Source organism: Microbulbifer discodermiae, assembly GCF_040742695.1.
Lineage (GTDB): Bacteria > Pseudomonadota > Gammaproteobacteria > Pseudomonadales > Cellvibrionaceae > Microbulbifer.
Window position 1 is genome coordinate 1 of sequence record NZ_JBFLAB010000008.1, and the last position, 11742, is coordinate 11742.

The following is an 11742-nucleotide window of genomic DNA, read 5'->3' on the forward strand; positions in this document are numbered from 1 at the left end:
CGCGCCGTGTTTTGCGTTTCTTGATAGTGTATTCGGCTTCGGCGAAGGTCAGTTGGCTCATGATTGAATCTGTGTATGTTGGAAATGGGGTAAATTATGCCAGACTGGAGCAGTTTTTCAGAGGTTCCTTAACAGGCCCTAGCAGGCTGTTGAAATTCGAAGAATTTCGACGCCTGGTACCGGAATATGGATGTTCCGGCAAAATCAACGACGCCTAAGTCGTTGATTTTGGGAGAAAAGTGAAAATCACATTTTTCGCTTTTCGTGTTTTGAAACAGGCAGGATGCCTTTTTCAACAACCTGCTAGAGTACAAACTGATACCCGCGTGCTGTAATGCCCTGTGATTGGCTTTTGGGCCCATCGGCGTATGCTGATAAATCCCCATCAAAGGGAGATATCCGGCATGCACACTCTGCGCAATCTCGGGGCTTTTACCCTAGTTGAACTGATATTTTCCATCGCCATCCTCGCCATAGTGATCGCACTGGCCGCACCATCCATGTCTGACCTGCATCGCCGCCACAGGAATGAATCCACCGGTCGCCAGTTGTTTGACCTGATTTCCCTCGGTCGCGGCAAAGCCTATGGACACGGCCAAGTCTACACCCTTTGTCCCAGCGATGACGGACAAAGCTGCGGCGACGACTGGGGGCGTGGCGCCATGTTATTTGTGGACAGCGACAGCAGCGGCGAGCGCGCCACAACTGAAAAAATCGAGCGGGTAATGTCGGCACTGCCCGCGGGGGCTTCTTTACAGTGGCGCAGTTTCAGTCCCAAGACATTCCTGCAGTTTCGCCCCGATGGACTGACCAGCAACCAGAATGGCAATTTCGCCTATTGTCCACCCGACGGAAAAGCCAGCCACGGCTGGATCATTGTGCTAAACGCCACCGGCCGTCCCTACTACGGCAGGGACAGCGATAGCGACGGTATTGTGGAAACCGGCAGCGGCAAAAATCTCGCTTGTGGTAGTGTGAATTGAGTTAATTACAGACCTTGTCCCAGCACAACTCCCCCGCATCAAATTTATTATTTAGGTTACGATCCCAGGCTTTTTCACCACTGGACTTCAAGCTCAGATTACCGGTCCCTGCCTGGGATCCTATAGGTTCTGCAAGCAGAGTGTAAGTGTCCCCTGCATCTGAGACGTCGATCTTAAGGTTATAGGTTTTGTTGCCGCTATCCAGTGGTGATTGCGTGGGAAAAATCGCCGGCGCACCATCATCTTTATTGCCTGCTGCCGCTCCCTTATAGCTGCCATTCTGGGTGAAATGCCGCTCCATGGCCTGGGCCAAACCCAGCAGGGCGCCCTGGGCATCGGCGCGGTTGGTGGCACGCACCTGCGCCTGGTAGGATGGCCAGGCCACCGCCGCCAGTATGGCGACAATAGCCACCGCGATCATTAGTTCTATCAAGGTGAATCCGCGCTGTTTCATTGGTTCTTTTGCCTCTTCTTTATTTCTTATCAACCCGGGGCCGTATCAATACCCAAGGAGAATAGTTGGCCCCGACGCTGACGCCCTTCAGCGGGGAGAGAACTCCTCCCAGGAGAGGCGACCTTCGCGCTCCTCATCCCCCACATCGATATCGTCGCACAACACATCGCCACTGCTTCCCGGTGTACAGCGTACATCGCCAATAAATCCCGATTGTCCGGGCATACCGGGATTGTCATTTTCGGAGCCACCGTCATCTTCACAGCTGCCACCAATACAGCCGGTGAAGGCCACACCCACATAGCCATTATCGTCCGCATTGATTTCGCCATCGCCATTGAAATCAGCCACCGCATCGTCGTTTGCTGCACCAGTCCTGAAATCAACGCTCATCAGATAACCGGCACCACTGGAAGCACAAGGCAGCGGGTTGGGGATTACCGTACTAAAAAACAGCGTGTTGCGACGCAATGTGGGCGCCGTAATCACCCGCTCGCCGGAAAAGCCGGTGACATCGACATCACCCCTGAGAAATGGCATTCTCCACCCCCGATGAACCGCCCAATTCACAGTAACACTTTTTTCCTCGTTAATCTTTCGCCCGACACTATCGATTTCCAGCACCTGCTTTGCCAAATTCCCGGCTTTAATGGAGGTTGCATCGTCCCCCTGAGTGGAGCCGTTGTCCCAAACTGCATAAAAGCTACCGGGCCGGTTATCGCTGAGATCTCCGCTATTGAGATACTGACCAGTGCCAAACATCACCAGCACATTGGCGCCTTGACCGTCAACCGCCGTATTGCGGGCCACCAGGGGTGCGGCCAGGATGGCGCGGTTCGGCCGGCCGGCTGCATTGCCGGCGCTGAACAGGGGTTTATCGCCGTAGACACCCCAGTCCTCGTCGGAATCCGAAGACAGGTCGAAAGACCACATATTGCCCATCAAATCACCGGCATAGACACGGTCCACCAGCCTGTCCCTATTGAGATCTATCAGCCGGGGGGAGGAGAGTCCGTTTTTGCGCCCGGTCGCATCGGCGCCCGAGCCGGTGGAAATGAACTTCCATTCGCCGGCACTCCAACCGTCTATGCCCTCCTCGATATAGACGATAAACAGCCCCGCCTGACCAGTTTCACTGTTATAACCATTGCCAAAAATTGCCGCCCATTTACCGTTGTTCAACTTCGCTATTTGTGCCTCGGAGTAGGAGTAGCCGAGAGAATTAGCATCGGTAGCACCATCGAATTCCCACAGGGCTATATCGTCGGCATTGGTCTCGGCCTCCTTGAGTTTACCCGGGTCAGTCACATTCAGGGCGAAGTAACCTTTGCCACCGCCGCGCAAGCCCCCCACCAGTACCGTGGTCCAATTTTTCTGGTTCCCGTTGCCTGAGGTGTTGATATAGATGTCAGATACCGCCGGGGTCAGATCCACATAGTAGTTGTGTCTATAGTCCGGGTGGGTATAGGAATGCAGCCCCTCATAGCGCGTCGCATCCAGCACCAGGGCAGGCACATAGGCGAAAACCTCTTCACCGCTATCGGCATCGAAACCGTGCAGCATGCCGTCATTGGCACCCACATAGACAATAGCCGACCGGTTTTGGTTGCTGATGCGAAACTGCTCATAAGATTGAGCGGCACTATTACCACCGAAGCTGGGAGGCCAGTTCAACTGCGGCCTGCCCACATAAATCGGGGTAGAGTGCACTATATCCCCCAGCAGTTTACTGCCGATAAGGTTGTCTACCGTAGCGGAAAAACTACCCCGCTTGCGCAAGCCGGAGCCCTCGTTACTGGTATTGCCACGCAAATAGGCCAGCCGCTGGGCCCAGAGCCCATCCGCACTGTTGGTGGAATCATTGAAATTGAGATCCTGCTCGTGGGGAGAATCCTCCGGATTGCCATCCACTCCAGATGTAGTAGCGTCGAAGGGCACGCCGACACCATTGAAATAGGTGATGATCTCGCGGGTTGAGGCTGATTTCTCAGTGAGCTTTTTCGATGCCTCCCATAAAGTCGTCGCAATCCGGCCGGTTTGCGGATTGAGCGAGCGGGCAAAAAGTTTGCCGCTGGAATCGGCGGTATCGAACTGTGCCGAGTAAATGACCGAACCCACATCCAGTGACGTCGAGTTAAAGGCTACCGACGCCTGGGTGCCGATGGAATTGGAAATAGCATTCACTGCGTCGTTCAAGGCCGCGGCCAGTGCATCGGCACTGTCAGCATATTGATAACTGCCGCCCCCCTGACTACCGGCAGATTCCAGCAAGGGATTATCGGCCAGGTTCGCATCTGCGAAACCAATAAAATAACTGGTGATATTGTTTTTATGTTCCGGTTCTTCGGGAGCTATTAAGTCCGGGCGCCAGTCGATATCGTAGAGTGCCTTGGCCACATCATCCAGCGCCTCGTTGTTCTGATTATTATCGTCCCCATCATAGTTTCTCAGATAACTGCTACGAGGGCTGTCACTGGTAGGCAGACCGTCCGTCAGGGCCAGAATAAAATTCTTTTGGCAGTACTGCTGGATCGCCGCGTCCTGACCTGTGCCGGGGGACGACACACCGTTCATGATCGGGCCAGCCCCCAACACCTCTCTCGCCTCCACATCCTGCTCGGCATCCCCACCTCCTGGGTGAATCGTCACCTCTTCTTCTGGATAGCCCTCCACATAGTATCGTCCCAGATCTGCCATCGCTTCAGCTAAGGGAGTATTACCACCAGCACTTATGCCATTAATTTGGGAAACCAGATCTGTACGTGCGCCAGTAGTAGAAACGCTGGTCAATCCCTGCAGCATTAGTGCCCCATTGGAGCCATAAAACTGAGCCAATCCCACACGCATTTCACCCAGGCCGTTAACCAGTTCAGTGGCGGCCGTCTTTGCCACCGCCAGACGGGTTTCCCCACTGGAAAGCGTGCGTCCCATGGAGCCGGACGAATCCATCAGAATTATCAGGTTGGGTTCCACTTTGCCGGTGGCCTGCAGGGGCACTTCGGACAGTGTCAACGGCGCGGCGCTGACACAGGTGGAAAAGGCAAATAAAAAGCCGCAAAGGCCCCACAACAGCGATTGAATGGAGAAATTATTCTGTCGTTGGTTAACCATGGTTTTTATCCTAGAAACGCTTGCCGTAGTGACTGACAATGATTCTGCTGGTGCTGTCGGTGATTCCCCGCCCCCGGGCGACGATACGGAACACCTTGATCTCGCCGCCGCCGGTGGACTGGCCATAGCCACCAACAGTAATGTTATCTGCGGGGTCCTCTTTGTCAGCACTACCGGCCAGCTCAATATAGTAGCGACCACTTATGGAATCGCCATCGGGCCCATTCATGGCCACGGCATTGGAAAGAGAATTGGCATTGCTCCAGGTGGCGGAGTCCAGAAAACTGTCCGGCCCTTCACCCTGGAGGTGCAGGTGATTCTGCACACCGAAATTACCGGTGGTGGTGAAACCGTCTATCTCCTGCTCCGCCGCTCTTACCAGCGCTTCGGCCACTTCCAGTGCCACCTTGGCGTCCCGCGCTGCAAAGGTCATTTTCTCCTCCAGCAACACTGTCCGCGCCGCCGATACCCCCAGCAGGGTCAATACCAGCAGAATAATGAGGCTGACGACCAGCACCGCCCCTTTTTGCTTCGCCATCCGGTTCATTTACAGCCTCCCCCGGTTGCGTACCTTGGCCACACTGAGGTAGACCTTGCGCAGCCGGCCATCACTGTAAGTGGTATCCACACCATCCAGGTCCTTTACGGTCAGATCATCGGCATTGACGCCGCTGTCACTGGCCGCTACCAGCTGCACTTTAATTGCGATCGCCTGCTCCATTTGCACGGCGTTACTACTGGCGGCCACCCAGCCGTCGACCACTTCATCACCGTCTGTGTCGCGGCCGTACAGAATCTGCAAATCGTCAATACCCGGCACCAGTTCCATGGGGCTCGCTCCGGTGTCCGCCACATACAGGGAATTGCCACCGGCGGCACCACTGGCGGCAATAAAGTAGGTGCGCTGGTAGGGTTTTAGAATGCGCGCATCAGCACCATACTGGCGCTGCAGGACTTTGGTGGCATTATCGACGGCACCAGCGAGATTGCAGTTGCCGGTATTGTGGGTAATGGTTTTTTTGCTTGTATCGGTACCAGTGCCAGTACCGGTACTAGCACTGGCACTGTTCCCACCACCGGAAGTACTACAGCCCCCCTCCCCCTGTACGGAAGTGATGGTCATCAGTTCGCCGCTCTGGCAGTTGGTCAATAATACGATTTCGCCAGAAGCCACTTGACACTGGGCGCTCACATGCAAAGCCGCGGCCTGGGTACTAGGTACCATCCGTCCGACTCCGCCACAGGCATCTTCGGAACCCCGCAGCGTCAGGACGTCGGTGCCGTCCAGCACCGTCATGCCGCCGACCGATGCACCGCTAGTATTGTCTACCCCGGCGATCCCGTTTGCGCCGATCTGGTCATACAGTGCCTGGACAGTTGAGTTTGTATAGTCGTCGTCGTTTACATCCAGATGGTTTTCAATACTGTCCTGGTCCGGCGCACAGCCCCAGTAGTCGGCCATACGGATTTCCTTCACCAACAGGTCGGTGGCAAAGCGGCCGCTCTCCTGCACCCGCGCAAAGGCGGTCTGCATACGCATGGTGTTGCGGTTGCCATCGAATATCTGCAATACGCCCCAAAGCAAGGTTGCGCTGAGCAACAGCGCGATCATCAGCTCGATCAGCGACAGGCCACGCTGCCGGGCAAGGGATTGCATCGTCATAGCTGTACCACCATCTGAAAAGTGGAATTCTCCGTGCCGCCGGCGGCGGTGCCGCGGTTGGCACCGGTATGCTGTTCGTTCCAGGTCACGGTAAGGGTTACCCTTCTGCCGGCGCGGGCGATAGTGCCCTGACCACCGGGCAGATTGTCGGAAATCACCTGTCCCCAATCGTACAGGTCCAAAGTCGCCAGATTGGCCGCGCTGCAACTCAGGGTTTCGCTGCAATTCGAGCCTGTTTCACTGCCGTCAACGGTCTGCCCGTCGTAGCTGCCCAGCTCAAGGCCATCGGGATTGGCACGCATGCGCTCAGCCATTTCCTGCGCGGCGAGTGCAGCCAGATAACGGTGATGGGCATTGTTGCCGTTTTTGAGGCTCATCACCTGGGTGGCCGACAGCCCCAGCAGGCCTATCGCCAGCACCAGAATGGTGATAAGGATCTCGATCATTGTCGCCCCGGTTTGCCGCTTCATGGTGCACTTTCCTGATGGTTACAGGCTATGCCAGAGGTGGGGCGCAACAGACCCGAGGCGAGTAATTCAAGTGTTTTTCCGTGGTTGCCGCTGCGGTCGTCGCACAGAGTGAAAACCCTGCTGCCACCATTGCTGACCACTCCGCGCGGGCTGTAGCTTATGGATAGATTCGCTTCGCTGCTACCGTTCAACTCCCCGCTTACGGCCACGCCGGATGCGGCGGACAGTCGCACTAAGCGCAGCTCCTCACCCGCATCCATCCCGTTGTCCCCGTTCTTGTCGTACCAGACCCTAAGCCCATTGGAGATATTGTTGTCGATGGCATCCACCCGAATCGCCTCGCCGCGACGCACCGCTTCCGCGCGGGCAAAATGCAGTGCGCCGGCCAAGTCATTGAAGGCCGCAGTCAATCGGTTGTTCTGGATCATGGTGGTGAAGGAGGGAACCCCGATAGCCATGACGATACCGAGGATCGCAATGGTGAACATCAGCTCCACCAGGGTGAATCCCGCAGAGCGCCGAAAAAGTGTCATTATTGGACCTTATTTGAGCTTTTTATTTGTCTTTGGCGCCCTCCGCAGCGCCGTGCATCAGTTATACCAGCTTGTAAAGGGGATTAAAGTGCGCAAGTCCCCAGTTAAGGCAGGCGCCGACGAATGGCGGAAGTGAGCCGACTAACGGTGGGCAGAAAAAGCTCACTGATTGACAGGGCCACCAAGCCCTTACGTAGCTTCCAGGACAGGGAGAAGCGGGCAGTCTCCTCCCGCCCCGACATTACCCGCCGGCCTGCGGCACCCAACTATTGCAGACGCCCGCCAAGTCCCGTGCTGGAATCTACGGCTGTGATGCCAATGGCACTCGTCCCGTTGAACCGTGCCAGGTCGACATCCGCAGTGCTCTCCACAAGTTTCAATCAAGCGCCGCACCGTTTCGCCCAACCGGGCCATTCAATGATAAAGCGGATAAACCCTACTTTTTGTGAAAGCCAAAATTAATCTATGCAGCTTAAGGAACATTTTATGCTGACACCAATAATGATTTTAATATGCATCTGATTAATTCAATACTGCACTGCCTCAACGGTCCTGGCATGATTTACATACAGAACCCTAATATCAGATATAACCCGCATCTAACTTACCCAAGCTACTGCATTGGAAAGTCAACTGGGGCACCCAATTAACGTGAGTGCATTGAGCCCGATACACCAAACAAGGAAGCCGACCTATAATCAAATATATTTGATTTAAGGTGTAAGCCACTGAAAACAATATCAATCCGGAAATTAAAATAAGTTGTCGTGTTAACACGACCGAAAATTATCGTTTAAGCGATAGAAATGCTCGAAAATTTCAGGCAGCATGTTTTATGTAAAAATTGAATAGGAACTTTCCATCTCCCATATAACTTTCAGGATTTTCTAGTCTATAAGACTTTTTTATAAAAAAATAACTAAAATTTGAGTACACAAATAATGAAATACATCAAGTTTGCAGCCTTAGCGGCACTAGCCCCGAAAATGGTGTTTGCAGCTTCACTTTCGCTGCAAAGCGCAGAAATTCAAAGAATAGAACCCTGCCTGGAACCGCTATCAACCCACGAACTCAGTCAGCAAAATACATTAATTGAACCAGACCCCTGCGACCCAGGTGGTGGTGGTGGCGGACCTTATGGCCCACCCAGCACTCCCGCATCAATAACCTATCCAGCTTATACTAATACTGATTCTATAAAGGTCAGTTGGGCTGCCAGTTATGGAAACGGCTATCCTGTTACCTATGAGCTTTACGAAAGTAAAAATAATGGGGGATGGGTAAATGTCTATACAGGATCTTTTCCCAGTCGTGTGCTGAGCAACAAGACCGAGGGGAAGTACCGGTATAGGGTGCTGGCCAAAAACTCCAGTTTCAGCAGCTCTTACCGTTATGGAAACTACTCCCTCATCAATCCAAGACAGGAATCCAATCTGTACTTAAAATATCCGACCACAATGAGTACGCTGGATTCAGAAAATTATCAGTTTCGAACTGTAAATTCAGCAGCAAAAACGGAACTTAAAAGGGATTACCCGGAAGGCCAGAGCAGCTCAATGAATACGGATGAGGGGCGATTCCATTTGGGTAATGGCTTTGATTTGGTTAGAGGTTCCCTAAAGGAAACCTGTTTGAATGTAAATCACCCAAATTTTGTCATCACACAAACACCAGCTTCTCAGTCAAGCACCTTTGATATCAGCTATGTAAACGATAATCGACATCTGGCACAGCTGCTGGATGTTTCCTCTTCTGCGCAAATTGGTTTTTCTTCACATGACTTCGATTTGGGTCTGTCCGGCGAACAGGAGCGCTATGTCAATTCAGTTTCGGACGAAACCTATGTTCGATATGTGGTTAAAATAAAAAACCGGCGCGAATCCTGGAATCTGAGTACACCAGTAGATGCAATCCATCCGGCACTGGTCAACAACGTGTTGTCACCCAATGATGACGAAGCCAAAGCAGACTTTAGAGAGCGCTGTGGAGACAACTATATAAGCAGTGCCAATATCGGCTCGGCACTTTACCTGGTGTTTAAATTCAGTGCCAAGGCATACAGCTATCAGGAGCGGGAAAATAAAAAGGCCGAACTGGGCTTGGCAATAGGAGACGTTTTTCAAGCTAGTGGCGCTGTGGATTCTTCATCATCGCTTACGGAAACTCTTGACAGGTTGAATGTGGAAGTAAGAGCAGACCAGATTGGAGGCCCGCCCGGCGTAGCCGCTGCGATTGCGCTCAATGGTTCAAATGTTGTAGAAAAATACAATCAATTTGTTCAGGATTCCAATTCTTCAAATTGGTCGGCAGTGGATTACTCCACCAACAATTATCAGCGCCCGACCGTGTACAATGCGTATGCCCACAACCAAATATTCGCCGATTACACCGGGAACCAGGGTCCGCTGGCACAAATGCGGCGCTGGCTGGACATCAGTGTCCAGCATAGGGAGCGTTGCGATCTTTACGGTGGATACGACAAAAACCCGCCAAGCCAGTGCCACACTTCAATCGGTGAAATCAGTACCGCTATGGACTTGTGTCTAAACACCCGTAGTTGGGGCCAATGTGTTCACCCGCATCAGTACAATACGGGCAGCCTCACCACCACAGCACCGGGCACTTACCTGCTAGGCTGGCTTTCGACCAATGTTAAAAAGCTCAATGAAGACATCAATACAGAGGATTATGACCATCACGTATACAAAAGCACAAAAAACGTTGATGATCGTACCTGTTTGAAAAATTCCCAGTGCTTCTTAAATCCATACCGGGGTAGCGGGCCCGGGATCGGCAAAGGATTCCACGTTTTCAACTACTACTATGACAACCCCAGGGGCGGCTCCAGAAGCTACTCGACATACGCCGGGTACTGTGCGAGGACTCAAGTGTATCTGGATACCGGAAACTGGTTCCTCGCTGATACCACGGCAGATTGGGAGTACTCGGTTACGGTGGAAGGCTTATGTCCTGAAACCGAAGATTTCCTTGTAATCCCTTAACCCAAAGCACCGGGAGGGTTTGCGGACTTGCGCCGCAAACCCGGGCTGGGGAAAGCCAGGGAAGGTTTGTTCCAGGGCCTGTTCACACTAACTGAGTTGGCCCTAAGCTGTTAATGGCAGCATCCCGCAGGGGTGCTGCCACTGGGTTTTAACGCAATTCCCTGGGCAGGGAGAAACGGACATTCTCCTCCCGCCCGGACATTTCCCCCGGGGCCTCTGCACCCAACTGTCGCAAACGCTCGATCACACCCTGTACCAGGACCTCCGGCGCCGATGCACCGGCGGTGATGCCGATGGCCCTCTTCCCCTCCAGCCAGGCCGGGTCGACATCCGCCGCGCCGTCCACAAGTTTCGACTCAGCGCCGCAACGCTCCGCCAGTTCCCGCAGGCGATTTGAGTTGGAGCTGTTGGGGCTGCCCACTACCAGCACCAGATCGCTTTCCAGGGCCAGTTGCTTGACCGCATCCTGTCGGTTCTGGGTGGCATAACAGATATCGTCCTTGCGGGGACCGCGGATACTGGGAAAACGCGCCCGCAGGGCGTCGATCACCCGCGCCGTATCGTCCATGGAAAGTGTGGTCTGGGTGACAAAACTCAGGTTGCTCTCGTCCCGCACCTGCAAATTCGCCACATCCGTCTCATTCTCCACCAGGTAGATACTGCCACCGGTGCTGCTGTCGTACTGCCCCATGGTACCCTCCACTTCCGGGTGGCCGGCGTGACCGATCAGGATACATTCGCTGCCTTCGGAGCTGAATTTGCTCACTTCGATATGCACCTTGGTTACCAATGGACAGGTTGCATCGAACACTTTCAGGCCCCGCTGGGCCGCTTCCCGCTGCACTGCCTTGGACACACCGTGGGCACTGAAGATCACTATGACATCGTCGGGCACTTCCGAAATCTCGTCCACGAACACAGCGCCGCGCTCGCGCAAACTGTCCACCACAAACTTGTTGTGAACCACTTCGTGACGCACGTAAATCGGCGCCCCGAACACGTCCAGCGCGCGATTGACGATATCGATGGCGCGGTCTACGCCGGCGCAGAAGCCGCGGGGGTTGGCGAGGAGAATTGCTGTCATCAGTTCACCGAGGCCACTTCTATAATCTTTACCTGAAAAATCAGCGTCTGGTCCGCCAGCGGGTGATTGAAGTCCACGGTGACCTCATCCTCGCCCACAGCCTGGACCACGCCGGGCAGTTCGCCACTGCCATTGTCAAACGAGATTACCAGGCCGGGTTCCAGCGCCATATCCGGCGAGAAGTGGTCGCGGCGCACCTTCTGAATATTGGCCGGATTGCGCCGCCCAAAACCCGCCTCCGGTGGAATTTGGAATTGCGCCTCGTCGCCCATTTTGAGGCCGAACAGCGCTTTCTCGAAACCGGGCAACAGGCTGCCATCACCCACGGAAAAAGAGGCAGGGTCGCCGCTAAAGGTGGAATCCACCTCGGTACCATCCTCCAGTTTGAGACTGAAGTGCAGGGTCACCCGGCTGTGCTCACCGATCAGGTTGTCACTCATAG

General features: G+C 54.1%; 11 protein-coding genes. 3 read left to right on the plus strand and 8 right to left on the minus strand.

Annotated elements, in window-relative coordinates; translation table 11 throughout:
• Together AB1S50_RS04545 and AB1S50_RS04550 are read left to right on the plus strand one after the other, a co-directional pair.
• Positions 1-218: hypothetical protein (locus AB1S50_RS04545; protein ID WP_367149282.1), on the plus strand; the 218-nt coding region annotated here is incomplete at its 5' end.
• A 186-nt stretch (positions 219-404) separates the two neighbouring features.
• The gene (locus AB1S50_RS04550; RefSeq protein ID WP_367149283.1) at positions 405-983 is read left to right on the plus strand and encodes a GspH/FimT family pseudopilin; all 579 of its coding nucleotides are present in this window, start codon (positions 405-407) and stop codon (positions 981-983) included.
• 1 nt (position 984) lies between these two features.
• Here the strand turns inward: AB1S50_RS04550 and AB1S50_RS04555 are convergent, their stop codons facing one another.
• The 6 genes from AB1S50_RS04555 to AB1S50_RS04580 all read right to left on the minus strand — a co-directional run bounded on the left by AB1S50_RS04555 (position 985) and on the right by AB1S50_RS04580 (position 7214).
• Positions 985-1437, minus strand: coding sequence for a type IV pilin protein (locus tag AB1S50_RS04555; RefSeq protein WP_367149284.1), 453 nt, complete (start codon positions 1435-1437; stop codon positions 985-987).
• Positions 1438-1524: 87 nt separating this feature from the next.
• Positions 1525-4548: a PilC/PilY family type IV pilus protein gene (locus AB1S50_RS04560; protein ID WP_367149285.1), complete on the minus strand. Its 3024-nt coding sequence runs from the start codon at positions 4546-4548 to the stop codon at positions 1525-1527.
• A gap of 10 nt (positions 4549-4558) precedes the next feature.
• Entirely contained in the window at positions 4559-5095 is a 537-nt protein-coding gene (locus tag AB1S50_RS04565; protein WP_367149286.1) for a pilus assembly PilX family protein, read from the minus strand.
• Positions 5096-6211 (minus strand): PilW family protein, encoded by a 1116-nt coding sequence (locus AB1S50_RS04570; RefSeq protein ID WP_367149287.1) that lies wholly within the window; start codon positions 6209-6211, stop codon positions 5096-5098.
• Entirely contained in the window at positions 6208-6681 is a 474-nt protein-coding gene (gene pilV / locus AB1S50_RS04575) for a type IV pilus modification protein PilV (RefSeq protein WP_367149288.1), read from the minus strand. Before pilV ends, AB1S50_RS04570 begins: the two co-directional genes overlap by 4 nt.
• A complete protein-coding gene (locus AB1S50_RS04580; protein WP_367149289.1) occupies positions 6678-7214 on the minus strand; it encodes a GspH/FimT family pseudopilin in 537 nt (178 codons plus the stop codon). The genes pilV and AB1S50_RS04580 overlap by 4 nt, the downstream gene beginning before the upstream one ends.
• A gap of 941 nt (positions 7215-8155) precedes the next feature.
• On the opposite strand from AB1S50_RS04580, the gene AB1S50_RS04585 reads away from it, so the two are divergent.
• Positions 8156-10216, plus strand: coding sequence for a hypothetical protein (locus AB1S50_RS04585; protein ID WP_367149290.1), 2061 nt, complete (start codon positions 8156-8158; stop codon positions 10214-10216).
• 148 nt (positions 10217-10364) lie between these two features.
• Here the strand turns inward: AB1S50_RS04585 and ispH are convergent, their stop codons facing one another.
• Complete coding sequence (ispH, locus tag AB1S50_RS04590; RefSeq protein WP_367149291.1) at positions 10365-11300, minus strand: 4-hydroxy-3-methylbut-2-enyl diphosphate reductase; 936 nt, start codon at positions 11298-11300, stop codon at positions 10365-10367.
• On the minus strand, positions 11300-11740 hold the full coding sequence (locus AB1S50_RS04595; RefSeq protein WP_367149292.1) for an FKBP-type peptidyl-prolyl cis-trans isomerase: 441 nt from the start codon (positions 11738-11740) through the stop codon (positions 11300-11302). Before AB1S50_RS04595 ends, ispH begins: the two co-directional genes overlap by 1 nt.
• Positions 11741-11742 lie beyond the last annotated feature (2 nt).

Bases quoted from the DNA above. Each gene is read 5' to 3' on its own strand.
- AB1S50_RS04550 (WP_367149283.1), top strand. From the start codon at position 405: ATGCACACTCTGCGCAATCTCGGGGCTTTTACCCTAGTTGAACTGATA.
- AB1S50_RS04555 (WP_367149284.1), bottom strand. From the start codon at position 1,437: ATGAAACAGCGCGGATTCACCTTGATAGAACTAATGATCGCGGTGGCT.
- AB1S50_RS04560 (WP_367149285.1), bottom strand. From the start codon at position 4,548: ATGGTTAACCAACGACAGAATAATTTCTCCATTCAATCGCTGTTGTGG.
- AB1S50_RS04565 (WP_367149286.1), bottom strand. From the start codon at position 5,095: ATGAACCGGATGGCGAAGCAAAAAGGGGCGGTGCTGGTCGTCAGCCTC.
- AB1S50_RS04570 (WP_367149287.1), bottom strand. From the start codon at position 6,211: ATGACGATGCAATCCCTTGCCCGGCAGCGTGGCCTGTCGCTGATCGAG.
- pilV (WP_367149288.1), bottom strand. From the start codon at position 6,681: ATGAAGCGGCAAACCGGGGCGACAATGATCGAGATCCTTATCACCATT.
- AB1S50_RS04580 (WP_367149289.1), bottom strand. From the start codon at position 7,214: ATGACACTTTTTCGGCGCTCTGCGGGATTCACCCTGGTGGAGCTGATG.
- AB1S50_RS04585 (WP_367149290.1), top strand. From the start codon at position 8,156: ATGAAATACATCAAGTTTGCAGCCTTAGCGGCACTAGCCCCGAAAATG.
- ispH (WP_367149291.1), bottom strand. From the start codon at position 11,300: ATGACAGCAATTCTCCTCGCCAACCCCCGCGGCTTCTGCGCCGGCGTA.
- AB1S50_RS04595 (WP_367149292.1), bottom strand. From the start codon at position 11,740: ATGAGTGACAACCTGATCGGTGAGCACAGCCGGGTGACCCTGCACTTC.